Origin of the sequence: Novosphingobium taihuense (assembly GCF_007830315.1) — a bacterium.
GTDB classification, from domain to species: domain Bacteria; phylum Pseudomonadota; class Alphaproteobacteria; order Sphingomonadales; family Sphingomonadaceae; genus Novosphingobium; species Novosphingobium taihuense.
Genome location: NZ_VLKJ01000007.1, coordinates 199586 through 224079, shown reverse-complemented (window position 1 = coordinate 224079; position 24494 = coordinate 199586). Strand labels below are relative to the sequence as shown.

The 24494-nt window shown below is 62.7% G+C and carries 23 protein-coding genes and 1 tRNA gene; 20 read left to right on the top strand and 4 right to left on the bottom strand.

What is annotated here, in order from left to right; translation table 11 throughout:
- The first annotated feature begins 132 nt into the window (after positions 1-132).
- The 5 genes from tkt to IQ25_RS15020 all read left to right on the top strand — a co-directional run bounded on the left by tkt (position 133) and on the right by IQ25_RS15020 (position 5876).
- Complete coding sequence (gene tkt / locus IQ25_RS15040) at positions 133-2100, top strand: transketolase (protein ID WP_144907091.1); 1968 nt, start codon at positions 133-135, stop codon at positions 2098-2100.
- 21 nt (positions 2101-2121) lie between these two features.
- Entirely contained in the window at positions 2122-3129 is a 1008-nt protein-coding gene (gene gap, locus IQ25_RS15035; protein ID WP_144907090.1) for a type I glyceraldehyde-3-phosphate dehydrogenase, read from the top strand.
- A gap of 12 nt (positions 3130-3141) precedes the next feature.
- Positions 3142-3612, top strand: coding sequence for an MOSC domain-containing protein (locus IQ25_RS15030; protein WP_144907089.1), 471 nt, complete (start codon positions 3142-3144; stop codon positions 3610-3612).
- A complete protein-coding gene (locus IQ25_RS15025) occupies positions 3609-4796 on the top strand; it encodes a phosphoglycerate kinase (RefSeq protein ID WP_144907088.1) in 1188 nt (395 codons plus the stop codon). Before IQ25_RS15030 ends, IQ25_RS15025 begins: the two co-directional genes overlap by 4 nt.
- A 174-nt stretch (positions 4797-4970) precedes the next feature.
- Positions 4971-5876, top strand: a complete 906-nt coding sequence (locus IQ25_RS15020) for a fructose bisphosphate aldolase (RefSeq protein ID WP_144907087.1) — start codon at positions 4971-4973, stop codon at positions 5874-5876.
- 63 nt (positions 5877-5939) lie between these two features.
- Here the strand turns inward: IQ25_RS15020 and IQ25_RS15015 are convergent, their stop codons facing one another.
- Complete coding sequence (locus IQ25_RS15015; RefSeq protein WP_144907086.1) at positions 5940-6302, bottom strand: hypothetical protein; 363 nt, start codon at positions 6300-6302, stop codon at positions 5940-5942.
- 80 nt (positions 6303-6382) lie between these two features.
- Here IQ25_RS15015 and thiE point away from each other — a divergent pair, with 80 nt between their 5' ends.
- The 3 genes from thiE to IQ25_RS15000 all read left to right on the top strand — a co-directional run bounded on the left by thiE (position 6383) and on the right by IQ25_RS15000 (position 10254).
- Positions 6383-7027 carry a thiamine phosphate synthase gene (gene thiE / locus IQ25_RS15010; RefSeq protein ID WP_144907085.1) on the top strand — a complete coding sequence of 215 codons (645 nt, stop codon included), beginning with the start codon at positions 6383-6385 and terminating at the stop codon, positions 7025-7027.
- A gap of 55 nt (positions 7028-7082) precedes the next feature.
- Positions 7083-8240: a L,D-transpeptidase family protein gene (locus IQ25_RS15005; RefSeq protein ID WP_144907084.1), complete on the top strand. Its 1158-nt coding sequence runs from the start codon at positions 7083-7085 to the stop codon at positions 8238-8240.
- A 64-nt stretch (positions 8241-8304) separates the two neighbouring features.
- Positions 8305-10254 (top strand): OPT family oligopeptide transporter, encoded by a 1950-nt coding sequence (locus IQ25_RS15000; protein ID WP_144907083.1) that lies wholly within the window; start codon positions 8305-8307, stop codon positions 10252-10254.
- Here the strand turns inward: IQ25_RS15000 and IQ25_RS14995 are convergent.
- Positions 10251-10628 (bottom strand): hypothetical protein, encoded by a 378-nt coding sequence (locus tag IQ25_RS14995; RefSeq protein ID WP_144907082.1) that lies wholly within the window; start codon positions 10626-10628, stop codon positions 10251-10253. The genes IQ25_RS15000 and IQ25_RS14995 overlap by 4 nt on opposite strands.
- Positions 10629-10730: 102 nt before the next feature.
- Here IQ25_RS14995 and efp point away from each other — a divergent pair, with 102 nt between their 5' ends.
- The 3 genes from efp to IQ25_RS14980 all read left to right on the top strand — a co-directional run bounded on the left by efp (position 10731) and on the right by IQ25_RS14980 (position 12246).
- Positions 10731-11294 carry an elongation factor P gene (efp, locus tag IQ25_RS14990; protein WP_144907081.1) on the top strand — a complete coding sequence of 188 codons (564 nt, stop codon included), beginning with the start codon at positions 10731-10733 and terminating at the stop codon, positions 11292-11294.
- Positions 11295-11297: 3 nt separating this feature from the next.
- Complete coding sequence (locus IQ25_RS14985) at positions 11298-12122, top strand: inositol monophosphatase family protein (RefSeq protein WP_144907080.1); 825 nt, start codon at positions 11298-11300, stop codon at positions 12120-12122.
- A gap of 40 nt (positions 12123-12162) precedes the next feature.
- Positions 12163-12246, top strand: a tRNA-Leu gene (locus tag IQ25_RS14980).
- 12 nt (positions 12247-12258) lie between these two features.
- On the opposite strand, the gene IQ25_RS14975 is transcribed toward IQ25_RS14980, so the two are convergent.
- Entirely contained in the window at positions 12259-12765 is a 507-nt protein-coding gene (locus IQ25_RS14975) for a hypothetical protein (protein WP_144907079.1), read from the bottom strand.
- Between the two features lie 132 nt (positions 12766-12897).
- On the opposite strand from IQ25_RS14975, the gene radA reads away from it, so the two are divergent.
- From radA to IQ25_RS14930, 9 genes are all read left to right on the top strand, one after another.
- Positions 12898-14265 carry a DNA repair protein RadA gene (gene radA, locus IQ25_RS14970; protein ID WP_144907078.1) on the top strand — a complete coding sequence of 456 codons (1368 nt, stop codon included), beginning with the start codon at positions 12898-12900 and terminating at the stop codon, positions 14263-14265.
- A gap of 12 nt (positions 14266-14277) precedes the next feature.
- Complete coding sequence (locus tag IQ25_RS14965; protein WP_144907077.1) at positions 14278-14832, top strand: CvpA family protein; 555 nt, start codon at positions 14278-14280, stop codon at positions 14830-14832.
- A complete protein-coding gene (locus tag IQ25_RS14960) occupies positions 14833-15261 on the top strand; it encodes an iron-sulfur cluster assembly scaffold protein (RefSeq protein ID WP_181447258.1) in 429 nt (142 codons plus the stop codon). It begins immediately after the preceding gene.
- A gap of 104 nt (positions 15262-15365) precedes the next feature.
- The gene (locus tag IQ25_RS14955; RefSeq protein ID WP_144907122.1) at positions 15366-16967 is read left to right on the top strand and encodes an MFS transporter; all 1602 of its coding nucleotides are present in this window, start codon (positions 15366-15368) and stop codon (positions 16965-16967) included.
- Entirely contained in the window at positions 16951-18021 is a 1071-nt protein-coding gene (alr, locus tag IQ25_RS14950; protein WP_338112205.1) for an alanine racemase, read from the top strand. The genes IQ25_RS14955 and alr overlap by 17 nt, the downstream gene beginning before the upstream one ends.
- A gap of 78 nt (positions 18022-18099) precedes the next feature.
- Positions 18100-18651, top strand: coding sequence for a polyhydroxyalkanoate synthesis repressor PhaR (gene phaR / locus IQ25_RS14945; protein ID WP_144907075.1), 552 nt, complete (start codon positions 18100-18102; stop codon positions 18649-18651).
- A 72-nt stretch (positions 18652-18723) separates the two neighbouring features.
- Positions 18724-20271, top strand: coding sequence for a proline--tRNA ligase (gene proS, locus IQ25_RS14940; protein WP_144907074.1), 1548 nt, complete (start codon positions 18724-18726; stop codon positions 20269-20271).
- Positions 20272-20350: 79 nt separating this feature from the next.
- Positions 20351-21670 carry a M28 family peptidase gene (locus IQ25_RS14935; RefSeq protein ID WP_144907073.1) on the top strand — a complete coding sequence of 440 codons (1320 nt, stop codon included), beginning with the start codon at positions 20351-20353 and terminating at the stop codon, positions 21668-21670.
- Between the two features lie 39 nt (positions 21671-21709).
- Complete coding sequence (locus IQ25_RS14930) at positions 21710-23992, top strand: ribonuclease R family protein (protein ID WP_144907072.1); 2283 nt, start codon at positions 21710-21712, stop codon at positions 23990-23992.
- Here the strand turns inward: IQ25_RS14930 and IQ25_RS14925 are convergent, their stop codons facing one another.
- Complete coding sequence (locus tag IQ25_RS14925; protein ID WP_144907071.1) at positions 23993-24451, bottom strand: universal stress protein; 459 nt, start codon at positions 24449-24451, stop codon at positions 23993-23995.
- Between the last annotated feature and the right edge of the window lie 43 nt (positions 24452-24494).

Here is a 24494-nt window from a genome sequence, read left to right as displayed (position 1 = left end):
CGCCTGCAACAAAGAAGCGAGCCCCGCAGCCTTGACCCTTGGCCCCATGGTGACCAAAGAGGCCCCGCTCCGAATCACCGGATTCATGCGGTCAACGCTGGTCGACCGCACGCAGGGAAGGGCTTTTTCAGCATGACACGCGATTCCACCGCGCTGGCTCCCATGGCCAACGCGATCCGTGCGCTTGCCATGGACGCGGTTCAGGCAGCCAATTCCGGTCACCCCGGCATGCCCATGGGCATGGCTGACGTGGCGACCGTGCTATGGACCCAGTTCCTTAAGCATGATCCGGCGGCCCCCAATTGGTCCGATCGCGATCGCTTCATCCTTTCGGCCGGCCACGGCTCGATGCTGATCTATGCGCTGCTTCACCTGACAGGCTACGAAAGCCCGACGATGGAAGACATCCGCAAGTTCCGCCAGATCGACAGCGTTTGCGCAGGCCACCCTGAGAACTTCCTCATCCCAGGCGTGGAACTGACAACCGGTCCGCTGGGGCAGGGCCTTGCCATGGCCGTCGGCTTCGCGATGGCTGAACGGCATCTCAATGCGCAGTTCGGCAACGACTTGGTGGATCACCATACCTGGGTGGTTGCAGGTGATGGCTGCCTCATGGAAGGGATCAACCACGAAGCGGTTGGCCTTGCCGGCACGCTAAAGCTCGGCCGTCTCAATGTACTTTGGGACGACAATAAGATCACGATCGACGGCGACACCTCGCTTTCGACCACCGAGGACATCCTCGGCCGCTACGCCGCATCGGGCTGGCACGTTACTTCGTGCGACGGCCATGATTTCGCTGATATCGCCCGTGCATTGTCCGAAGCCAAGGCCGATCCGCGCCCGTCGCTGGTCGCCTGCCGCACGATCATCGGCAAGGGTGCGCCCAACAAGCAAGGCGGCCACAACGTCCATGGCGCCCCGCTCGGTGCCGATGAAATCGCTGCTGCACGCGAATATCTGGGTTGGACCTCGGCGCCATTCGAAGTCCCGGCAGATATTCTGGCCAACTGGCGTTCTTCGGCCGAGCTGGGCAAGAATGCCCGTGCCGAGTGGGAAAAGCGCGCCGCGGCGAACCCGCAGGCCGCTGAGCTTGCCCGCCGCATGGCAGGTGACCTTCCGGCTGAGACCGGCTTCGACGCCTATGTCCAGTCGCTGATCGCCAATCCGCCCAAGGTTGCCACCCGCAAGTCAAGCGAGATGGCCCTTGAGGCGTTCACCGCTAACGTGCTGGAAATGGTCGGTGGTTCGGCCGATCTCACTGGCTCGAACAACACCAAGACCAAGTCGACCGCGCCGTTCACGCCGGACAGCTATGACGGTCGCTACGTCTACTATGGCATCCGCGAATTCGGCATGGCCGCCGCGATGAACGGCATGGCGCTGCACGGCGGGATCATTCCTTATGGAGGCACCTTCTTGGTGTTCTCGGACTACTGCCGCAACGCCGTGCGCATGTCTGCCCTGCAGCATGTTCGCGCGATCTACGTGTTCACGCACGATTCGATCGGCCTCGGTGAGGACGGACCGACCCATCAGCCGGTCGAGCACGTGATGTCGTTGCGCATGATCCCGAACCTGCTCGTGTTCCGTCCGGCCGACGCGATCGAAACTGCCGAAGCATGGGCGCTGGCGCTCGCCAACAAGGACCGCCCTTCGGTTCTCGCACTCACACGCCAGAACCTGCCGCCGGTTCGCTTCGACAGCGAAATGAAGAGTGCCAAGGGGGCTTATCGCCTCGTGACCGCAAGCGCGGCCCGCAAGGTCGTGCTTCTGGCGACCGGTTCTGAAGTTGAGGTCGCGATGAAGGTCGCTGCCTCACTTGAAGAGAAGGGCCTCGGTGCCGACGTCGTATCGGTTCCCTGCTGGGAACTGTTCGACGAACAGGACGCCGCCTACAAGGCTGACTTGCTTCCGGCAGACGCACTCAAGGTCTCGATTGAGGCGGGTGTTACGCTTGGCTGGCAGAAGTATATCGGCGATGGCCTGTCGATCGGCATCGACACGTTCGGCGCTTCTGCCCCTATCGACGTTCTTTATGACCACTTCGGCATCACCGCCGAAAAGATTGTCCCGCAAATCCTTTCGCGGGTTTCGTAAATCAAACAGGAGACACCTGACATGGCGATCAAGGTTGCAATCAACGGTTTCGGACGCATCGGGCGCAATGTTGCCCGCGCCATTCTCGAACGGCCCGATTGCGGCCTTGAGCTGGTCTCGATCAACGACCTGGCGGACGCCAAGGCCAATGCCCTGCTGTTCAAGCGCGACAGCGTCCACGGAGCATTTTCGGGCGAAGTTTCGGTCGATGGCAATGACCTGATCGTCAATGGCCAGCGCATCCAGGTTACGGCAGAGCGCGATCCTGCGAACCTGCCGCATGCAGCCAACGGCATCGACATCGCGCTGGAATGCACTGGCTTCTTCACCAACCGCGACGGCGGCCAGAAGCACATCGACGCTGGCGCCAAGCGCGTGCTGATCTCGGCACCTGCAAAGAACGTCGACCTCACGGTTGTCTATGGCGTGAACCATGACAAGCTGACCGCTGACCACAAGATCGTGTCGAACGCATCGTGCACCACCAACTGCCTCGCGCCGATGGCCAAGGTCCTGCACGAAGCCATCGGTATCGAGCGTGGCCTGATGACCACGATCCACTCGTACACCAACGACCAGAAGATCCTCGACCAGATCCACAGCGATCCGCGCCGTGCCCGTGCCGCCGCGATGAACATGATCCCGACCAGCACCGGTGCTGCCGTGGCCGTGGGTGAAGTGCTGCCCGACCTCAAGGGCAAGCTCGACGGATCTTCGATCCGCGTGCCGACCCCGAACGTCTCGGTCGTCGACCTGACCTTCACGCCCAAGCGCGACACCACGCTTGAAGAAGTGAACGGTGTCCTCAAGGCAGCGGCCGAAGGCGCTCTTAAGGGCGTGCTCGGCTACACCGAAGAGCCGCTGGTCTCGATCGACTTCAACCACGATTCGCACTCGTCGACCATCGACAGCCTCGAAACCGCGGTTCTCGAAGGCAAGCTGGTCCGAGTCCTTTCGTGGTACGACAACGAGTGGGGCTTCTCCAACCGCATGCTCGACACTGCGGGCGCGATGGCAAAGTTCCTCTGAGGACCTGGTAAGATGAGAGGGCGTCTCGGTGGCATTGCACGGCACGACAGGCCGCGTGGAGCCATTGAGACGCTCGATCACGTTTCAGTGACCCGCGAGCTTGGCGTTCGCGGCGACCTGCGCGGGGCGATCCGTCCCGGCAAGTCGGGCCGTCGGCAGATCTCTCTGATCGAGGCCGAGAGCTGGGAAGCGGCGCTTGCCGAACTTCAGCCTGCGCCCGATCACGATTTGCTCTGGCACGTCCGAAGGGCAAATCTGCTCGTGCAGGGCATTCGGCTTCCGCGTGAAGCTGGCAAGATCATTGCCATCGGCCAGAGCCTGCGCATCGAAACGACCTGCGAATGCGACCCGTGCAACCGCATGGACGAAATCCACCCCGGTCTGAAACTCGCGCTCATGCCAGACTGGCGTGGCGGCGTGCTCGGCCGGGTCATCAGCGATGGCGATATTGCCATTGGCGACGAAGTGAGGATCGAGGAATGAGCTTCAAGACGCTTGACGACATCGGCGACCTGACCGGCAAGACGGTGCTGGTGCGCGAAGACCTCAATGTGCCGATGGCCGATGGCGTCGTTACCGACGACACCCGCCTGCGCGCCACGATCGCGACGCTCAACGAACTGTCGGACAAGGGTGCCAAGGTCCTCGTTCTCGCCCACTTCGGTCGCCCCAAGGGGCAGCCCTCCGAAGAGTTCTCGCTTAAGAAGCTCGCACAACCGCTCTCGCACGTGCTGGGTCGTGCTGTCAGCTACATTGACTGGGAAGGCGACAAGGCTGCGGTTGCGGCACTCGAGCCCGGCGCGATTGCCGTTCTGGAAAACACCCGCTTCTTCGGCGGCGAAGAGAAAAACGATCCTGCGGTGATCGAGCGCTTCGCAAGCCTTGGCGACATCTACGTCAACGACGCCTTTTCTGCGGCCCACCGTGCGCACGCTTCAACCGAGGGCCTTGCTCACAAGCTTCCGGCCTATGCCGGCCGTGCAATGGAGGCTGAACTCAAGGCGCTGCAGAAAGCACTGGGCGAACCGGAGCGTCCGGTTGCCGCAGTAGTGGGCGGGGCCAAGGTTTCTACCAAACTCGACGTACTCAAGCACCTTGTTTCGAAGGTTGATCACCTCATCATCGGCGGCGGCATGGCCAACACCTTCCTCGCCGCGCGCGGGGTCAATGTCGGCAAGTCGCTGTGCGAGCATGATCTCAAGGCCACCGCCGAAGAGATTCTCGACAACGCCGACAAGGCTGGCTGCACCGTGCATCTGCCTTACGATGTCGTCGTATCGAAGGAGTTCGCCGCCAATCCGCCTTCGCTTCGCACCTGCAACGTGCACGAAGTGGCCGCCGACGAGATGATCCTCGATGTCGGGCCTGCTGCCGTTGAAGCGCTGGCCGATGCGCTCAAGACCTGCCGTACGCTTGTCTGGAACGGACCGATGGGTGCGTTCGAGACCGAGCCTTTCGACACCGCAACGGTTGCTCTCGCGAAAACAGCAGCCGCGTTGACCAAGGAGGGGTCGCTGGTTTCTGTAGCAGGTGGCGGCGATACCGTTGCAGCACTGAACCATGCCGGCGTTGCAGCCGATTTCTCCTACGTTTCGACCGCAGGCGGTGCCTTCCTTGAATGGATGGAAGGCAAGGTGCTTCCTGGCGTAGCCGCTCTCGAAGCGTAAAAAATTCTGGAGCGCGTGTTGCACTGCGGCACGCGCTCCTTTATGGCGCGTATCCGCATAGGAATGCGCCAGTTCGGACGCTCGCTTCAAACGCTGAGCGTCTTTTTAAGGCGCATTTGCGCATAGGTATGCGGAGCCGGTATTCCGGGCTTTCCGCCAGAACAGGACGGGCTGATGAACACGACCGAAATGACCGCGAAGATGGCCTCCGGAAATGGCTTCATTGCCGCTCTTGACCAGTCAGGCGGGTCAACGCCAAAGGCGCTGGCGGGGTACGGTGTGACCGAAGATGCCTGGACCACCGAAGAGGAAATGTTCGGCCTGATCCACGATATGCGCGCGCGCATCATCCGGTCCGACGTTTTCCATGGCGACAAGGTGATCGGCGCGATCCTGTTCGAACGCACCATGGACGGGACTGTGGATGGCAAGTCGGTTCCGCAGGCGCTGATCGAAAAGGGCGTGGTGCCTTTCATCAAGATCGACAAGGGCCTCGAAGATGAAGCCAACGGCGTTCAACTGATGAAGCCAATGCCGACGCTCGACGATCTTCTGACCCGTTCGAAGGCCATGGGCGTCTATGGCACCAAGGAGCGTTCGGTCATCAACTCGGCCAACCGTGAAGGCATTGCCGCCGTCGTCGCCCAGCAATTCGAAGTGGGCAAGCAGGTGCTCAGCCACGGCATGATGCCGATCATTGAGCCCGAAGTGAACATCAAGAGCGAGACCCGCGCCGAGTGCGACGCGATCCTGCTCGACGAAATCCTCAAGGCCCTCGATGCCCTGCCCGAGGGCACGCAGGTCATGCTCAAGCTCTCGCTTCCGATCGTACCTTGCACGTTCGATCCGCTGGTTGCGCACCCCAAGGTGCTGCGCGTCGTCGCGCTTTCGGGTGGCTACAAGCGTCCCGAGGCTTGCGTAGAGCTCGCCAAGAACACCGGCATCATTGCGAGCTTCAGCCGTGCCCTTCTCGAAGATCTGCGTCACCAGATGACGGACGCTGAGTTCGACGCTGCTCTTGGCGCTGCGATTGACGAAATCTACACCGGTTCAACGCAGAAGACCCTCGTGGCCGCGTAAAAGTTACCGTTTGAGAGGACGGAAAGGCCGCCCCGCCACCGGCACAGCCGGGGCGGGGCGTTTTCATCGGGCCACGCTGAAGTGGAAACGGTAATCCGCAGCCTCGAGCTGCGTATCGGTCATCCGACCCGGTTCGACCGTATCGAGCATCAGCCCATCCGACGGTTCGCCCAAGGTAAATCTGCGGGTTTCGAAGGTCCCCCCACGCATGACCGTGGCCTCGACGATCACCCGTCCGGCCCAGACGCAGCGCGCGTTCATCGGGCAGCGACTGTCTTCGATCAGGGCATCTGGCCGAACCTTGGTGCTGCCGACCAGTGTGGTTTCGCCGATCATTGCGAAGCCGTCGCTGCGTTCGACCTTGGGAATCACGGCGCAGGAAGCGAGCGCGATAGCGGGGATCAGGGCAAGGAGTGTTTTCGTCATGCTCCGACAATGCGGTCGGCGCATGAACCGTTCCGGAACCGACATTGCAGCTTGGGCTTCGAGGCTATAAGGCGCCCGCCATGGCCAAGCTATCCTCCGAACTCTACCTGATCTCCCCGCTCGACGTCGGCGGCACCTTTCCTGACAGGCTCGCACGGGCACTGGATGCCGGTCCCGTTGCTGCGTTCCAGTTCCGGGTGAAGGGCATTGATGAGCACGCCGCAGCGGCTCTTGCCGAGCCGCTCCAACGCATCTGCGCGGACCGGGACGTGGCCTTCATTGTCAACGATTCCATCAGTCTGACCAAGCGCCTCGGAGCTGACGGCGTCCACCTGGGTCAGGACGATGGCGACGTAAAGGACGCTCGTGATCGGCTAGGTCGCAACGCCCAGATCGGCGTTACCTGCCATGACAGCCGCCACATGGCGATGGACGCTGGCGATGCGGGTGCCGATTATGTTGCGTTTGGCGCTTTCTTCCCGTCGAGCACCAAGGACACCAAGCACGTTGCCGGTCTTGACCTGCTTGAATGGTGGCAGTCGATCTTCGAACTGCCCTGCGTTGCCATTGGTGGCATCACGCCTGCCAATTGTGGCCCGCTGGTTCAGGCAGGCGCTGACTTCCTCGCAGTGAGCAATGCCGTGTGGAACGGTGACGAAGCGGCAAACGTCGCCGCCTTCTTTGAAGCCATCCGCGCCAATCCACGCGTGAACGAAGAAGGTTGAGGGAACGACCTGAGGGGGCAGGGGGTTCTGTCCGGGAAACCATGATGGAATCCTGATGCCCCGTTTCTCTGCTGCCGCGCTTGCTGCCCTTGCGCTGACCGCCTGTAATTCCCAGAAGCCCGATCCCGCCCCGACTGAAGCAGTTGCAGCGGCTCCCGCCTTCGTTGTTCCGATGGCCTCGAAAGATCCGGCACCGGGGCAACCCGCAGCGACTGAAGATGCCGCAAGGCCGGTGATGCAAGCGCAAGTCGTGCTCGAACGCCTTGGTTTCTCGCCTGGCGTGATCGACGGCAAGACTGGTCTTTCGACAACGAATGCTGTCAGCGGTTTCCAGAAGGCGAACGGCTTGCCGGTGACAGGCAAGTTTGATGCGCCGACAATGCAGGCGCTCGCGCAATGGTCGAACATCGCGGCAACGCGTGTTGTCACGATCCCTGATGACTTCGCTGCGGGGCGCTTCGAGCCATTGCCCAAGGATCCCGCGCAGCAGGCCAAGCTTCCGGAAATCGGATACACCTCGCTGGAAGAAAAGCTGGCAGAGCGCTTCCACACGACACCAGAGGTTCTCCGTGGCCTTAATCCGACGATCGCCCGGCAGGCAGAAGCGCGCGCGAACGCTGCCAAGGAGCGCGGCGCACTTAGTCCGCCAACGGCCAATCCGCTTCCGCCCGAGCCCTATCGCGCCGGTACTCAACTTCGCGTACCAAACACCGGAGGCAATCGCATCGATCCTTCCAGGGTCGAGAACAAGGGCTGGCTTTCAACACTGGCGACGCTGGGCGTCAGCGATGCACAACCTGAAGCAGCACGGATCGTGGTCAGCAAGTCCAAGGGTACGCTCATGGCCTACGACAAGGCCGACAAGCTCGTTGCCGTGTTCACGGTTACGACCGGATCGGAGAAGGATCCGCTCCCGCTCGGCGACTGGAAGATCAACGGCAAGTCATACAACCCTGAGTTCTCCTATGATGCCAGTCTGTTCTGGGACGTGCCCGACAGCAAGGGAGAGCATCTTCTTCCTCCTGGCCCGAATGGCCCCGTCGGCGTGGTGTGGATCGACTTGTCGAAGGAGCATTATGGAATCCACGGCACGCCCGAACCGCAGACAATCGGCCGAGCTGAAAGCCACGGCTGCGTGCGCCTGACGAACTGGGACGCTGCGCGCCTTGCTCAAATGGTCTCGGGCTCGACGAAGGTTTCGTTTGTAAGCTGATGCGGCTTCCCATGCGCGGCTGCCCGTGCAAGACAGAAGTTCTGTTTCAGCGCACGGAGCACGAATGAGCGGAATTGCCCCAAGGGAACTGACACTTCGCGGCGTGGTGCTGGGCGCGATCCTCACGGTCGTGTTCACCGCCGCCAACGTCTATCTGGGCCTGCGCATCGGCCTGACGTTTGCGACGTCGATTCCCGCAGCCGTGATTTCAATGGCCGTGCTGCGCGCCTTTTCCGGGACGACCATCCAGGAAAACAACATCGTCCAGACCATCGCCAGCTCTGCGGGCACGCTCTCGGCTATCGTCTTCGTCTTGCCCGGCCTCGTCATGGTAGGGTGGTGGGTGGACTTCCCATATTGGGAATCGGTCGCGGTCATCGCGGTCGGTGGCATCCTCGGTGTGATGTACTCGGTCCCTCTGCGCCGCGCGCTGGTGACAGGCTCGGACCTGCCATACCCCGAAGGCGTCGCCGCCGCGGAAGTGCTCAAGGTTGGCGCTGGTGTGGGCGGAGCGGAGGAGAACCGCAAGGGCCTCGCTGCCGTAACTGCCGGAGGCCTGCTGGCTGCACTCTATCCGTTGCTCGCCAAGATGAAGCTCGCAGTCGAGGAAGTGGGCGGCGCGTTCAAGGTCGGCTCGGGCGGATCGATGCTGTTCGGTGGTCTCTCGCTTGCTCTAGTCGGTGTGGGGCATCTTGTCGGGCTCGCCGTCGGTATTGCGATGCTCGTGGGCATCGTCATCAGCTTCGGCGTACTCCTCCCGCAACTGACGGCAGGGGGAATTCCCGCTGGGACGGAACTGGCTGACTTCATCGGCACAGTGTTCCGCCAGAAGATCCGCTTCATCGGCGCAGGGACTATCGGCATCGCCGCGATCTGGACTCTCCTGCGCGTGATTGGCCCGATCGTGCGCGGCATCACCGCTGCCATCGCCGCCAATCGCGCTCGTAGCGGAGCCGGAATGGCCAGCCTCGAACTGACCGAGCGCGACATTCCGATCGGCATAGTTGGTGGCACGATTATCCTCGCAATGGTCCCGATAGCCCTGCTGCTTGCGGACTTCGCCGTAGGTGGCCCGGTGGCAGGCGCTCTCGGCCTGACTTTGACGGCTTCAGTTATCTACGTGCTGGTGGCAGGCATCATCATCGCGTCGGTCTGCGGCTACATGGCGGGGCTCATCGGCGCGTCGAACAGCCCGATCTCTGGCGTGGGCATTCTTGCCGCGCTCGGCATCTCGCTTTTGCTGCTCGGCCTGTTCGGGCAAGGGGGCAGCGAAGCAGACACCAAGGCGCTAGTCGCCTTCGCGCTCTTCGTGACCGCCATAGTCTTCGGCGTCGCCACGATTTCCAATGACAACCTGCAGGACCTCAAGACTGGCCAACTCGTCGGCGCGACGCCGTGGCGACAGCAGGTGGCCCTGATCCTCGGCGTGCTGTTCGGCGCACTGGTGATCCCGCCGATTCTGGACTTGCTCAACTCCACCTTCGGCTTCCAAGGCGCGCCCGGGGCTGGGGAGAACGCGCTTTCCGCTCCGCAAGCCTCGCTCATCTCGGCCATCGCACAGGGTGTGCTCGGCGGCAGTCTCGACTGGTATCTCGTCGGTCTCGGTGCTGCCATCGGCGCGGGCGTGGTGTTCGTTGACGAACTGCTGAAGCGTGCAGGGCGCGGGTCGCTCCCTCCGCTGGCCGTGGGCATGGGCATGTACCTGCCGACGCAGGTGACCGCGATGGTTATCGTCGGCGCCATCCTTGGCCACCATTACAACAAGTGGGCCGCGCGACAGTCCGCGCCCGAGTTTGCCGAGCGGATGGGCGTGCTCACCGCAACCGGCCTGATCGTCGGCGATAGCCTTTTCAATATCGCCTACGCGGCAATCGTCGCCGGGACTGACAATCCCGACGCCCTCGCCATAGGTGACGGCTTCCCTGCCGCGCTCCCTGTCGGCATCTTCGCCTTTGCCGGGATCATCGCCTACGCTTACTGGCGCATGCGCAGAGACAGCGTAAGCGTGACCTAAACCGTAAGGGAAAGCGGTCCTGCGTGAACGCAGCGCAGGCCGGTGGGGGTATCGTCAGTTCCCAATTCCCGCAGGATTTCCTCACCATCCATGAGGAACCGCCGCCCGGAAAATACCCCGCTGGTCAGCGTCAGACGATCTGCAAGGCGCAGATAGCTCCCCCGCGATCCATCCGGCGCCACGTACGACGAGTCGGCAATCGTCTCGAAGCTAAGCTCCGGCTTGGCTACTGGCGTTACGGCAGCGTCACCCGGTATCTCGCAGGTCCATCCACCCTTGGGCAGAACCATAAGCTGGCCCCCGGGCACGGCTTGCGCCACGCCACCAAGGCCAAGAACTCCAACGGCAAGGATCAATGCGCGCTTCATGGTCATCGCGCTAGCACGCCGTGCCCGCATCAGGCAATCACGCTTGAAGCTTCGCCGCCGAACCGCTAAGGGCCGCGCTTCCCTACTCACGGTAAGGCTCTTTCCATCATGAAGATCAGCGGCGTGGACATCCGTCCGGGCAATATCCTGGAATACGAAAAGGGCATCTGGAAGGTCGCAAAGACCCAGCATACCCAGCCCGGCAAGGGCGGCGCCTTCATGCAGGTCGAGATGAAGAACCTCATCGACGGCCGCAAGACCAACGTCCGCTTCCGCAGCGCCGACACCGTCGAGCGCGTCCGTCTCGACACCAAGGACTTCCAGTTCCTCTATGCCGAGGGCGATGATCTGGTGTTCATGGATGTCGAAACCTACGACCAGATCACGCTGCCGTCCGATCTTCTCGGCGATGCCGCCGCATTCCTGCAGGATGGCATGACCGTCCTTCTCGAAATGTACGACGAGCGCCCGATCTCGGTGCAACTGCCTGACCAGGTCGAAGCGACCATCGTCGAGGCCGATGCCGTGGTGAAGGGCCAGACTGCTTCGTCCAGCTACAAGCCTGCCATTCTCGACAACGGCGTGCGCGTGATGGTTCCGCCGCATATCGGCAGCGGCACCCGCATCATCGTCGACGTTTACGAACGTACCTACGTCGGCAAGGTGGGCTGATCGATGGCAGCCATTTCCGGCCTGATGCGCGTGATGGAGCGCGCGGCGCGCAAGGCGGGTGGCCGCCTGCGCCGCGACTTCGGTGAGATCGAGCATCTTCAGGTCAGCAAGAAGGGCCCGGCAGACTTCGTCTCGAAGGCCGACCAGCACGCCGAGCGTACCCTGTGGGACGAACTGCGCGCTGCGCGTCCGGGCTGGGGCTTCCTGATGGAAGAGGGCGGCGAAATCGCTGGCGAACCGGGCAAGCCCCGCTTCATCATTGATCCGCTCGATGGCACGACCAACTTCCTCCACGGCATCCCGCACTTCGCGATTTCGATCGCCGTGCAGGAACCGACGCTGGACGGAAAGGGCTGGGGCGAAGTTACTGCAGCGCTGGTCTATCAGCCGATCACGGACGAAAGCTTCTGGGCCGAAAAGGCCCAGGGTGCCTGGTTGCAGGACCGTCGCTTGCGCGTTTCGGCGCGTCGCCACATGGACGAAGCGCTGATCGCCACCGGTATCCCTTTCGCGGGCCGCGGTGACATCAACGAGTGGGCCAGGATCTATGCCGAACTCGGTCCGCGCATCGCCGGGATTCGCCGCTTTGGCGTTGCCTCGCTCGATCTTGCGTGGGTGGCTGCCGGTCGCTTCGATGGCTTCTGGGAATCGGGCCTCTATCCCTGGGATACGGCTGCCGGTTGTTTGCTGGTCCGTGAGGCCGGTGGCTTCGTGTCGGACTACAAGGGCCGCTCGCAGCCGATCTGCGACGAGACTATCCTTGCCGGAAACGACGCACTGCACTCGAAGTTGCACAAGCTTCTTGCTGGAGCGCTTCGCGGCGCTTGACCTTTTGTAAGGGCACTGGCTAAGGCCGGTGCCCTGAAGTGCCCCTGTGGCGGAATGGTAGACGCGAACGACTCAAAATCGTTTGTAGAAATACGTGCCCGTTCGAGTCGGGCCAGGGGCACCATTCCCTCCAATGTCAGTCGATACTGTCTGACCCCGACCGAGCGGCTGACTGCTCGGCCAACGCGCTTATCTGCTGCTGGGTTGGCAGAATCGGCCCCTGCGCCATCCGCTTCTGCCGTTCCTCTTCCAGCTTGCGCAGGTAGGCGGCCCGCTGTGCGGGTGTCATCCGCGCGAGCGCCTTCTGGTCGACCTCGATGAGGATCGGGGCAGGCGTCACTACCATTCCCGCCGGAATGTAGCTGCTGTCACCGCCACCACCGCCATCCATCGGCGCGCCATAGGGGCCACTGAAACCGCCGCCGGATCTCCGCTTGTCGGATCGCTTGTCGGTCAGCTTGGCCTTGGCAGCGCGCGTTTCCGCTGCGTTATGCTTGGCCACCCTCTGGCTCTGCGCCATGGCTTCCTGCGCATCGCCATTGGCAAACACCGCCACGACCGTGGACAGGGCTACGGTGATGACCGCAAAGTGGCGGTACATCTTGGGTTCGATGCCAAGAAAAGGGTTTGTCGGCGCGGCCATGGATAAGGGACATACCTGATCCTCCGTTAAGGATGATCCCAGACAGCATGGTTAGCAAACCGCTACCGGCAAACGGTGCCATTTCGGGGGGACATGGCTTGCGTTCCATCTATGTTCTGATAGTTGGCGAACATGGCCAAACCCAAACGTCGCTTCGTCTGCCAGGCCTGTGGCAGCGTCACCAACCGCTGGCAGGGCCAGTGCGCCGATTGCAGTGAGTGGAACACGCTCGCCGAAGAAGCGCCCGAAACGATCTTCTCGTCAAAACATGATCTGTCGAGCGGGGGCCGTCGCGTAGCCTTCGTCCCGCTCGATGCTCCCATTGCTCTCCCGGTCCGCCGGTCCACCGGTATCGCGGAGTTTGATCGCGCATTGGGTGGAGGTCTGGTTCCCGGTTGCGCAATTCTGATGGGCGGCGATCCAGGCATCGGCAAGTCCACGCTCTTGCTGCAGGCATCTGCCAAGGTGGCCATGGCGGGAGGCGATGCGATCTACATCAGCGGCGAAGAGGCGTCCGATCAGGTACGCCTGCGGGCTGACCGGTTGGGACTGGGCAAGGCGCCCATCCAGCTCGCTGCTGCCACATCTGTGCGCGATATCCTGACGACGCTCGGCTCGATGAACCCGCCGTCGCTGCTGGTGATCGATTCGATCCAGACCATGCATTCCGACCAGATCGAGGGTGCTCCGGGCACGGTTAGCCAGGTGCGCGGCTGCGCTTTCGAACTGATACGCTATGCCAAGGAAAATGGCGTTGCGCTCGTTCTGGTCGGCCACGTCACCAAAGACGGCTCCATCGCTGGCCCCCGCGTGCTCGAGCACATGGTCGACGTGGTCATGAGCTTTGAGGGTGAGCGCAGCCACCAGTACCGAATCCTTCGCGCCCTCAAGAATCGCTTCGGCGCTGTGGACGAGATCGGCGTCTTCGCCATGGCCGGAGCTGGGCTGGAGGAAGTCGGCAATCCCTCGATGCTGTTCCTTTCAGGGCGCGAGGATCAGGTGGCGGGAAGTGCAGTATTCCCAGCACTTGAGGGCACCCGCCCAGTTCTGGTCGAAATACAGGCACTCACCGTGCGCCTTGCCAGTGGTGCAACGCCCCGCCGTGCCGTCGTCGGTTGGGACAGCGGCCGCCTTGCGATGCTGCTTGCCGTGCTTGAGGCCCGTTGCGGGCTCAGCTTCTCGACTGCAGAAGTCTATCTGAACGTTGCCGGTGGGTATCGCCTGACCGATCCTGCCGCCGATCTGGCCGTGGCGGCCGCCCTGATCTCGGCCCTGTCGGATCGTCCCCTGCCGCAATCGTCGATCTGGTTCGGCGAGGTTTCGCTCGCCGGTGAGGTCCGCCCAGTGGCGCATACGCCGGTGCGCCTGCGCGAGGCTGCCAAGCTCGGCTTTACGCTGGGTTGCGGGCCGGAAGCCGGAGCAGAAAAGGTGGAAGGCCTGCGCTACTCCCCGCTCAAGCTCCTGCCAAATCTGATTGACCGGGTGATGGGCGGCTCATAGGTTTTCTTGCATATGACCGGCCTAGATTATGTAGTTCTCATCCTTGTCGGCATTGGCGCCTTCGGTGGCTTCATGCGCGGCTTTGTCGAAGAAGTCCTGTCGCTGGCCGCGTGGTGCCTTGCGCTGCTCGCGGTGCACTACTTTCACGAGCCGCTCACGCTTTGGCTGGCCGATCACCTGCCGACTGAGACGGGGGCAGGGGTTCTCGCGTTTTTTCTGTTGATCCTTGTGCCCTACATCGGAACCCGCATGATTGCGCGGTGCATGGGCAGTGCCAGCCGCGATTCCGTCATCGGCCCGATTGACCGCCTGCTCGGCTTCGGCTTTGGCGCGGTGAAAGGCTTCATCATCGTCGTGTTGGGCTATTCCATCGTGGTCTTCGGATACGATCTTGTCTGGGGTGAGGACGGTCGGCCCGAATGGATCGTTGAATCCCGCACCTATCCCTTCCTCAACGCCGCAAGCGAGGAACTGCTGACCCTGATTTCGGAACGGCGCGATGCTGCGGCAGAGCAGGCCCGTGAAGTGGCGAGGCGCAAGGCCCGCCAGCAAGTTCTGGGCGACTGAATGAGCACTCGCGGGCTCTACACGCCCGAAATTCTGGCAGGCGCCATGGGCCTTGCCGAGTTTCCGTGGGATGAGAGCCTGCCACTGAAAGGCTCGGCCCGGTCGCGCAGTTGTGGCAGCGCCATCGAACTTGCTTTGTCCACCGATGCCGCCGGATCGATCGATCGCCTCGCGTTGCGCCCCCACGCCTGTGCGGTCGGGCAGGCCGCTGCCAACATCTTCGCCCGGAGTGCTCGAGGTCGGAGCCGCTCCGAGATCGCCGCGGCTCGTGACGCCATCGCTCAGTGGCTGGCGGGTGAAGGGGGGGGGCCTGAGTGGCCCGGAATTGATCTGCTTGCCCCAGCGCTTGGCTATCCGGCCCGGCACGCGGCTATCCTGCTGGCGTGGGAGGCAGCGCTTGTTGCGCTTCCGGCACCTGTGGCGGCCTGAAACAATGCAGGGCTTGCCGCAGGCGACGCCGCTTCGCTACAGCACCAACCAAGAAATATGTGTCGGGGGAATTCTGCGTGTCGTCCACAATTGCCAAGGGGCAGATGCCTGAGCCGAGCGCTTCGGAAATCCGCCTTGTTATTGCTGCAAGTTCTGCCGGTACCGTGTTCGAATGGTACGATTTTTTCATCTACGGCACGCTCGCTGCAATCATCGGCAGGACCTTTTTCCCGTCCGACAACGCAACCTTGCAACTCCTGCTTGTCTGGGCAGGCTTTGCAGTCGGTTTCGGCTTCCGCCCCTTGGGCGCGGTGCTGTTCGGCTACCTGGGTGACAGGCTGGGCCGCAAATACACCTTTCTTGTCACCGTAACTCTGATGGGCATCGCCACGGCAGGGGTCGGCCTGATCCCGTCCGCTGACAGCATCGGCTTGCTGGCACCTGCGATCGTCATATTTCTCAGGGTTCTTCAAGGGCTTGCCCTCGGCGGTGAATATGGCGGTGCGGCGGTGTACGTGGCCGAGCACGCCCCCGGCGGTCGTCGTGGCTATTACACCAGCTACATCCAGGCCAGTGTTGTCGGTGGATTCGTCCTCAGCCTGGTGGTGGTGCTTTCCAGCAAGGGGCTGATGAGCGAGGCGGTGTGGAATGCGTGGGGTTGGCGAGTGCCCTTCCTCGTCAGTCTCGCGCTGCTTGGTGTATCGCTGTGGATGCGGCTCAAGCTGTCGGAAAGCCCTGTTTTCAAGGCGATGAAGGAGCAGGGCGAGCTCGCCGGTAACCCGTTCGTGGAAAGTTTCACCTACCCGGGCAACAAGCGCCGGATCTTCATCGCGCTCTTCGGAATCGCGGCGGGGCTGACCGTGATCTGGTACACGGCGATGTTTTCCAGCCTCGGATTTCTCAAGTCCGCCATGCGGATGGATGACACGACGGCTGAGGTCATCGTCGGCATCGGCGGTGCAATCGGCATGGTGTTCTACCTGATCGCCGGCGCCCTGTCCGACCGCATCGGGCGCAAGAAGCCCATAGTGATCGGCTATGCCGTAACCCTCCTTCTGCTCTTTCCAACGTTCTGGCTCCTCGGCTCTGCCGCGAATCCCGAGCTTGCGGCAGCGGCAGAGAGGAATCCGGTGGTGGTTTCCGGTTCTGACTGTGATTACAGTCCTTTCGCTGCCGAACAGAGCAGCCGATGCGGAAAATTGCTCGCCGATCTCTCGGCGTCGGGAATCTCCTACTCTCTGAGGCAAACGGGCAACTTCACCGCAACTGTCGGAGGCAAAGCACTAACTCTCGACAGCTATCCATGGACTGGCAAAGCCGCAGAACGCGCCAAGGCACTTCAGGCGGAACTCTCCACCTACGGCTACGATTTCGCCAAGGTGAAGCCCTCGACCGGACGCCTCGCCGTCGTACTGGTTGCCCTCGTCCTGCTAATGGCGATGTCGGGCGCGACTTACGGGCCGGTGGCTGCGCTCTTGTCGGAGATGTTCCCGCCGCGCATTCGCTACAGTTCGATGTCGATCCCTTATCATCTCGGGACGGGATACTTCGGGGGTTTCCTGCCGCTGATTTCGAGCTACATCGTGGCGCGAACCGGCGATCCCTATGCCGGCCTCTGGTACACCTGGGTCATTGTTCTGCTTGCATTTCTCGTCGCGCTATGGGGACTGAAGCCGGGGCTTCCCACCGATTTCACGGACGACTGACATCACCCCGCCACCACCTGCCTCCCTGCGCCTCGGTTTCAATGCCGAGGCCCTCGCCGCAAACTGGCGCACGCTCGATCACCTGTCCGGCAAGGCGGCTGCGGGTGCTGCGGTCAAGGCGGATGCCTATGGCACTGGCGCGGCGCGGGTCGTGCCGGTTCTGGCGGCAGCAGGATGTCGCGATTTCTTTGTCGCGCATTGGTCTGAAGTCCCTGATATTCTGGGGCTTGTTCCTCCGGAGAACATCGCCGTCCTCCACGGGCCGGCAAATGCCACCGAAGCGGACTTCGCTCGCGCGACCGGTGTGCGCCCCGTGCTCAACAGTTTGCATCAGGTTCGTGTCTGGCAGGAGAGCGGGGGCGGTGCGTGCCACCTGATGGTGGACACCGGAATGAACCGACTCGGACTATCTTTGTCGGACCTCTCCGACCCCGCACTGGCCGCGCTCGACGTTGACGTATGCATGAGCCATCTCGCAAGTGCGGACGAGGACGTTGCGCAGAACGAGGAGCAGCGGGAGCGATTCGAGGTGGCGAGGGAGCAGGTCAGTGCGCGTCGCTACAGCTTGGCCAACAGCGCGGGGATTGCGCTGGGGAGAGCTTTCCATGAAGACCTGACGCGGCCCGGCATCGCACTATATGGCGGCGTGGCGCGTGCGGAACTCGACGGCAAGATTGCGCAGGTCGTTCGGCCCGAGGCTGCAGTGCTACAGGTCCGAGAACTGCAGGCAGGCGACAAGGTCGGCTATAATGCGCTGTTTACGGCCAGATCGCCGCTCCGCGTGGGTGTACTCGCGATGGGCTATGCCGATGGCTATCTGCGCTGCTGGTCAGGCATCGGCAGCTTCGATTGGCAGGGCCGGAAAGCGCGTGTTCTCGGGCGCGTTTCGATGGACCTGACGATCGTGGACCTCTCGGAAATGCCGGACTGCAAGGAAGGAGACTGGCTAGCCGCCGATTACGATCTGCCGTCTGCGGCGCGGCAAACCGGCCTTTCCCAATATGAACTCCTGACCCTGATGGGAAAACGCTTTTTGCGTCAAAGTGGTGATTGATAGGACTGGTCAAGATTTGTTGCGCCGCACATGCTGCACATGCTAAAAGGTTTTTAACGTCGCAGCGGGGGCTCCAACATGGCCAGTGATTCCAAGAATGGCGGCACGGTGATAATCAAGAAATACGCCAACCGTCGCCTCTACAATACCAGCACTTCAAGCTACATCACGCTGGACCATCTTGCCCAGATGGTGAAGGACAATGTGGATTTTCAGGTGATTGACGCCAAGACAGGCGCGGACCTCACCCATGCCATCCTGACCCAGATCATCATGGAAGAAGAGTCCGCAGGCGAGCAGATGCTGCCGACCAACTTCCTGCGCCAGCTGATCTCGATGTACGGCAATTCGATGCAGGCATTCCTGCCGGGTTACCTTGAAGCATCGATGGATCACTTCCGCGATAATCAGGCCAAGATGCGCAAGGCCATTGAAGAAAGCATCGGGGCAAACCCTCTGGCCCAGATCGCCCAGCGCAACATGGAAATGTTCAAGGCCGCTGCTGCAGCTTTCGTTCCCGGTGGCGCGGTGAAGGACGAAGCCAAGCCTGTCACTGAAGGCGATGATCTGGATGCTCTGCGCAAGCAGATGGCCGAGATGCAGCAGAAGCTCGACCAGCTTTCCAAGTAACCCCCTTTTCCTTCCCGCAAGCCCAACACCGGGCATTGCGGGAAGGCGTTTTGCGCTTTAACGCGCAAGCCCATGAACCAGCCCGCAATAAAGCACGCGCTCAATGTGAAGCGCGCCGACGACTTCGCCCAGTGGTATCAGGCCGTGATCGCCGAGGCCGAGCTTGCCGAGGAATCCGGCGTGCGTGGCTGCATGGTGATCAAGCCGTGGGGCTACGGCATCTGGGAACGCATCCAGAAGCTGATGGATGCCGAGATCAAGGAAGCGGGCGTCGAAAACTGCTACTTCCCGCTGTTCATTCCGCTGTCTTACTTCGCCAAGGAAGCCGAGCACGTCGAAGGCTTTGCCAAGGAAATGGCGGTCGTTACGCACCACCGCCTGATTTCCGATGGCAAGGGCGGCTTGACGCCCGATCCCGAAGCGAAGCTGGAAGAGCCGCTGGTTGTCCGCCCGACGTCCGAAACAGTGATCGGCGCGGCGATGGCGCGCTGGGTCCAGTCGTGGCGTGACCTGCCGTTGATGGTCAACCAGTGGGCCAACGTGGTGCGTTGGGAAATGCGCACGCGCATGTTCCTGCGCACCAGCGAGTTCCTCTGGCAGGAAGGTCATACGGCACACGCCGACGAGGCGGACGCGATGCAGGAAACACTGCGCGCGCTAGAAATGTACCGCGCCTTTGCCGAAGGTCCTTTGGCCATGCCGGTGATCGCCGGGCCCAAGCCCGAGAACGAGCGCTTCCCCGGCGCGGTCGAGACGTTCTCGATCGAAGCGATGATGCAGGATGGCAAGGCCTTGCAGGCCGGCACTTCGCATTACCTCGGGACCACGTTCGCGCAGGCTGCGGGCATCCGCTATCAGGACAAGGAAGGCCAGCAGGCACTGGCGCACACTACCTCTTGGGGCGTTTCGACGCGCCTGATCGGCGGCGTGATCATGACGCATGGCGACGACGATGGCCTGCGCGTGCCGCCTCAGGTTGCACCGCAGCAGATCGTCATCCTGCCGATGCTGCGCGACAACGACGGTGACGAGGCTCTGCTCGCCTATTGCGAAGAGATCCGCAAGGCTCTGGCCAAGCAATCTGCCTTTGGTGAGCGCGTGCGCGTGCTGCTCGACAAGCGGCCGGGCAAGGCCACGCAGAAGCGTTGGGCCTGGGTAAAGCGCGGCGTGCCGCTGATTCTTGAGATCGGCGGACGCGATGCTGAAGGCGGCATGGTTTCAGCTCTTCGTCGTGACAAGCTGTGGCGCGCCGACGCCAAGCCGAACTTCGTTGGGCAGGCGAAGGACGAATTCATTGCCTCGGCGGCTGCCGAGTTGGAGGCGATCCAGACTGCACTCTACGAAGAGGCGCGAGCCCGTCGCGATGCGCAGATCGTGCGCGATGTGACCGACCTTGCCGGGCTGAAGACCTATTTTGCTGAAGGCAACAAGTATCCGGGCTGGGTGGAGATGGGCTGGAGCAAGCCGACCGGAGACGCGCTGGACAAGGTCGTCGAGCAGTTGAAGGCCCTGAAGCTGACGATCCGCAACACGCCATTGGATGCTGCAAAGCCCGAAGGGGTCTGTCCGTTCACCGGCGATCCTGCGGTCGAGAAGATCCTGATCGCAAGGTCTTATTGAACGAAGAGGGTGGCAAGCGATTGCCACCCTTTTTGTCAGGGGCTCTTGGCGCGGGCGATGCGCAGGGTAAGCTTGCCCCATGAAAAGCGTTATTCTTCTGTTCCCGCTGCTGGCCTCCACCGCTGCCCTTGCCGCGCCCGAGGAGGCGATTTCCGAGGCTCGGTTGCGGGCTGATGTCGAGAAGCTTGTCAGCTTCGGCACGCGGCATACGCTGTCTTCGCAGACCGACCCGAAGCGCGGCATCGGCGCGGCGCGCAAATGGGCTGAAGGCGAGTTTCGCAAGACATCTGCGGCTTGTGGGGGCTGCCTCGAGATCGTGCTGCCTGAAACGGTTGTGAGCGGAGACCGGGTGCCGGTGCCGACGCGACTTGTGAACGTGGTGGCGATCCAGCGCGGCAGTGAGCGGCCAAACGAAGTCGTGATCGTGCAGGGCCATATCGACAGCCGGGTTTCGGACCCTCTCGATGCGGTCAAGGATGCGCCCGGGGCGAACGATGACGGTTCGGGCACGGCGCTTGTCCTGGAGGCGGCGCGTGTGCTGTCGAAAGAGAAGTTTCCGACGACCATCATCTACGCCACGCTTTCCGGTGAGGAGCAGGGTCTTTTCGGGGGCAAGCTGCTGGCGGACTACGGTGCGCAGCAGGGCTGGACGGTGAAGGCCGTGCTCAACAACGACATCGTCGGCGGCTCGACCGGATCGGACGGATACAGGGACGATGCGCATGTGCGCCTGCTTTCCGAAGGGCCGCGCGCCGATTCGACTGACGCCTTGCGGGCGCAGATGCGCAGGTTTGGCGGGGAGAACGACAGTCCTTCGCGCAATATCTCGCGCTGGGTGGCCAAGCTTGCCGAGAAGGACGGGAAGGGACTGGCGGTGCGGCAGATCTGGCGGGCTGACCGTTTGGGCCGGGGCGGGGACCAGTTGCCGTTCTCGGACAAGGGCTATCCGGCGGTACGCTTTACGGTGGCGGTCGAGGACTATGAGCACCAGCACCAGGACTTGCGCAGCGAAGGCGGAGTGAAGTTCGGCGATACCGTGGACGAGATGGATTTTCCCTATCTTGCCAGAGTGACGCGTCTGAATGTTCAGGCTCTTGCGAAGCTGGCCCGCACGCCCATGCCGCCTGCTCCCGCGGTCAAGGGCGCGGTGCAGCCGAGCACCGATGTGGAATGGCAGGCTGTGCCGGGCGCGGTACGCTATGTCTTGTGGCAGCGGCGGACGGATGCGCCGATGTGGGAGACGCGGGTGCTCGAGACGGCAGAGGTCAAGGCCAGCCTCCCGGGCGTTCGGGCCGACGACTGGCTGTTCGGCGTGAGCGCAGTGGCGGCGGATGGCAGCGAAAGCCCGGTTGCCTCGGCAGTTCCGGGTGGTCAGTTCGGTCCGCTGCCCAAGCCATGAGCGCTTGCCATCCCGGGGCTTAGGGACCACATGCCCGGGATGGCAAAATTCAAGTTTCCGCAAGGTCTCCCGACGCGCCAGCAGGTGCTCGATTTCATCGCCCAGTCCGACGAGCCTGCGGGCAAGCGCGAGATTTCCAAGGCCTTCGGACTGAAGGGGGCGGAGAAGATCGCACTCAAGGCGCTGCTCAAGGACATGGCCGAGGAAGGGCTGATCGACGGCAATCGCAGCGCGTTTCATGCGATGGGCGGGGTGCCGAAGGTGACCGTGCTGCGTATCGTCGAAATCGACGAGGGCGAGCCGGTGGCCATTCCTGATAGCTGGAGCCCGGAAGATGCCAGCCCGCCGCCGCGCCTGCGGGTGGTGGAGCCGCGGGGCAAGCAGCGGGATCGCAACGCCGCCCTGCGTGTAGGCGACCGCGTGCTGGCGCGCACCGAGGAGGCGGGCAAGGGCTGGATTGCCCATCCGATGAAGAAGCTGCAGGGCGGCGAAGAGCAGATGATGGGCGTCGTCGAACTGGACGGCACCGGCAAGGGATGGCTCGCTCCCGTGGACAAGCGGGTGCGCAATGCCGTGCCGATTTCGGACCTTGGCGGTGCAGAAGAGGGGCAGCTGGTCTTGGCCGAGCCTGCTGGTCGTTCGCCGCGATCCGGAATGCGGGTCGTAGCGGTGCTGGGTGATCCGTTGGCGCCCCGAGCCTTCAGTCTGATCGCGATCCACAAGCACGGCATTCCCTTCGTGTTCCCCGAAGGTGCAATTGCCGAGGCGGAATTGGCGGCGAAGCTGCCGGTGAGCGAGGAGTCTCGCGAGGATCTGCGCCATCTGCCGATCGTGGCCATCGACCCTGCCGATGCGCGTGACCATGACGATGCGATCTGGGCAGAGCCTGACGGGGAAGGGGGCTTCCGTGCGGTTGTCGCGATTGCGGACGTAAGCTTCTACGTGCGGCCGGGTGGGCAGACGGATCGTGAGGCAAGGAAGCGCGGGAACTCGGTCTATTTCCCCGATCGCGTCGTGCCGATGTTGCCTGAAGTGCTTTCGGCGGAAGTGTGTTCGCTGAAGATGGGGGCGGACCGGGCGGCGATGGCCTGCCATCTGTCCATCGACAGTTCTGGCCATATCCGGGAATGGCGGTTTACCCGCGCAGTCGTTCGGATTGCCGAAGTGATCGCCTATGAGGAGGCGCAGCGGCGGATCGATGCGGACGAGGCCGAGGCGCACCTGCAGAACCTGTGGGCAGCATGGCGCCTGCTGGAGAAGGCGCGCAATGCGCGTGATCCGCTGAACCTTGAGCTGCCAGAGCGGCGTGTGGTGCTCGACAACCAGGGCAAGATTGCCGAGATCGCGATTCGCGAGCGGCTCGATGCGCACCGCGTGGTCGAGGACTTCATGATCGCGGCAAACGTGGCGGCGGCCAAGGCGCTGGAGGCAAAGGTCGCGCCGGTAGTTTATCGCATCCACGAGCCGCCGAGCCGCGAGAAGCTGGTGGCGCTGAAGGACTATCTCGCCACGTTCGAGCGCAAGTTCACGCTGGGGCAGGTGGTGACGCCATCGCTGTTCAACCGGATGCTCAAGGATATCTCTGACGAGGCGGAGAAGGCGCTGATCATGGAGGCGGTGCTGCGCAGCCAGACGCAGGCCTATTACGGGCCGCGCAATGCGGGGCATTTCGGTTTGGCGCTGGGGTCCTACGCACACTTCACCTCGCCGATCCGGCGCTATTCCGACCTTCTGGTGCATCGCGCGCTGGTGGATGCCTATGGGCTGGAGCAGCCGCGGCCGAAGGCAGACCTGCCGCCGACGTCAGGGCTTTCGGACCGAGACCGCGGTGATCTGGCGCGCGTGTCCGAGGCGATCAGCAATGCCGAGCGGCGGGCGATGGAAGCCGAGCGGGATACCATCGATCGCTACGTGGCCGCATGGCTCTCGGGCAAGGTGGGCGAGGTGTTCGACACGCGCATTACCGGGGTGCAGAAATTCGGCCTGTTCGCGACGATTATCGGGCTTGGCGGGGACGGACTGGTGCCGATTTCGACGCTGGGGGCCGAGCGGTTCAACTATGACGAGAAGGCGCAGCGGTTGATCGGGGAACTTAGCGGCGAGGAATTTGCCATGGGGCAGATTCTCAAGCTGCGGCTCGCTGAAGCGAACCCACTGACCGGGGCGCTGAAGTTCGAACCGGTCGACGTGGCCGAAGGCGTGCAGCGGATCGAACGCAGGGGCGAGAAGTTGGGCCACAAGCCCAAGCGGCAAGGCAACTATGTGCCCGGCAAGCGCGGACGGCCGTCAAACATCCGCCACCAAGGGCGCAAGAAGAAGTGATCAGCTGAAGCGGTCGACTTCCTCGTCGGGCAGGGCACCGGGCACGATCATCAGCGGGCAGGGTAGCTGGCCAGCAATCCCGGCAAAGTGCGTGACCAGCGGACCGGGGTTGTTGCCGCCCGAAGCGCCAAGGACGAGCGCCGAGATCTCCGGATGCTCGGCAAGGTATTCGCGCACGACCTTCGGCCCATCGCCCTGGCGGACGGCGATCACCGGGGTCAGCCCGGATTCGCTGGCGAGACTTCCGGCGGCAGTCATGGCGAGAACTTCCGCCCGGTCACGCGCTTCTTCCTCGATGGTGGCCTGCACTCCGCCGAATGCAACGAACTCCTGTTGCGGCACGAGCGCGAGGATATGAACGGCGCCGATGGTGCGGACGGCGCGGCGTGCAGCGAAACGCAAGGCAGCCTTCGCCTCGTCGGTCTCGTCCATGATCACCAGATAGATGCGCTGCGACATGTCCCTTTTTCCTCTCGAAACCCTCGTATCGGCAAATTCGTAT

Excerpts from the sequence above, each read along its gene's own strand:
- tkt (WP_144907091.1), top strand. The coding sequence starts at position 133 with ATGACACGCGATTCCACCGCGCTGGCTCCCATGGCCAACGCGATCCGT.
- gap (WP_144907090.1), top strand. The coding sequence starts at position 2,122 with ATGGCGATCAAGGTTGCAATCAACGGTTTCGGACGCATCGGGCGCAAT.
- IQ25_RS15030 (WP_144907089.1), top strand. The coding sequence starts at position 3,142 with ATGAGAGGGCGTCTCGGTGGCATTGCACGGCACGACAGGCCGCGTGGA.
- IQ25_RS15025 (WP_144907088.1), top strand. The coding sequence starts at position 3,609 with ATGAGCTTCAAGACGCTTGACGACATCGGCGACCTGACCGGCAAGACG.
- IQ25_RS15020 (WP_144907087.1), top strand. The coding sequence starts at position 4,971 with ATGAACACGACCGAAATGACCGCGAAGATGGCCTCCGGAAATGGCTTC.
- IQ25_RS15015 (WP_144907086.1), bottom strand. The coding sequence starts at position 6,302 with ATGACGAAAACACTCCTTGCCCTGATCCCCGCTATCGCGCTCGCTTCC.
- thiE (WP_144907085.1), top strand. The coding sequence starts at position 6,383 with ATGGCCAAGCTATCCTCCGAACTCTACCTGATCTCCCCGCTCGACGTC.
- IQ25_RS15005 (WP_144907084.1), top strand. The coding sequence starts at position 7,083 with ATGCCCCGTTTCTCTGCTGCCGCGCTTGCTGCCCTTGCGCTGACCGCC.
- IQ25_RS15000 (WP_144907083.1), top strand. The coding sequence starts at position 8,305 with ATGAGCGGAATTGCCCCAAGGGAACTGACACTTCGCGGCGTGGTGCTG.
- IQ25_RS14995 (WP_144907082.1), bottom strand. The coding sequence starts at position 10,628 with ATGACCATGAAGCGCGCATTGATCCTTGCCGTTGGAGTTCTTGGCCTT.
- efp (WP_144907081.1), top strand. The coding sequence starts at position 10,731 with ATGAAGATCAGCGGCGTGGACATCCGTCCGGGCAATATCCTGGAATAC.
- IQ25_RS14985 (WP_144907080.1), top strand. The coding sequence starts at position 11,298 with ATGGCAGCCATTTCCGGCCTGATGCGCGTGATGGAGCGCGCGGCGCGC.
- IQ25_RS14975 (WP_144907079.1), bottom strand. The coding sequence starts at position 12,765 with ATGGCCGCGCCGACAAACCCTTTTCTTGGCATCGAACCCAAGATGTAC.
- radA (WP_144907078.1), top strand. The coding sequence starts at position 12,898 with ATGGCCAAACCCAAACGTCGCTTCGTCTGCCAGGCCTGTGGCAGCGTC.
- IQ25_RS14965 (WP_144907077.1), top strand. The coding sequence starts at position 14,278 with ATGACCGGCCTAGATTATGTAGTTCTCATCCTTGTCGGCATTGGCGCC.
- IQ25_RS14960 (WP_181447258.1), top strand. The coding sequence starts at position 14,833 with ATGAGCACTCGCGGGCTCTACACGCCCGAAATTCTGGCAGGCGCCATG.
- IQ25_RS14955 (WP_144907122.1), top strand. The coding sequence starts at position 15,366 with ATGCCTGAGCCGAGCGCTTCGGAAATCCGCCTTGTTATTGCTGCAAGT.
- phaR (WP_144907075.1), top strand. The coding sequence starts at position 18,100 with ATGGCCAGTGATTCCAAGAATGGCGGCACGGTGATAATCAAGAAATAC.
- proS (WP_144907074.1), top strand. The coding sequence starts at position 18,724 with ATGAACCAGCCCGCAATAAAGCACGCGCTCAATGTGAAGCGCGCCGAC.
- IQ25_RS14935 (WP_144907073.1), top strand. The coding sequence starts at position 20,351 with ATGAAAAGCGTTATTCTTCTGTTCCCGCTGCTGGCCTCCACCGCTGCC.
- IQ25_RS14930 (WP_144907072.1), top strand. The coding sequence starts at position 21,710 with ATGGCAAAATTCAAGTTTCCGCAAGGTCTCCCGACGCGCCAGCAGGTG.
- IQ25_RS14925 (WP_144907071.1), bottom strand. The coding sequence starts at position 24,451 with ATGTCGCAGCGCATCTATCTGGTGATCATGGACGAGACCGACGAGGCG.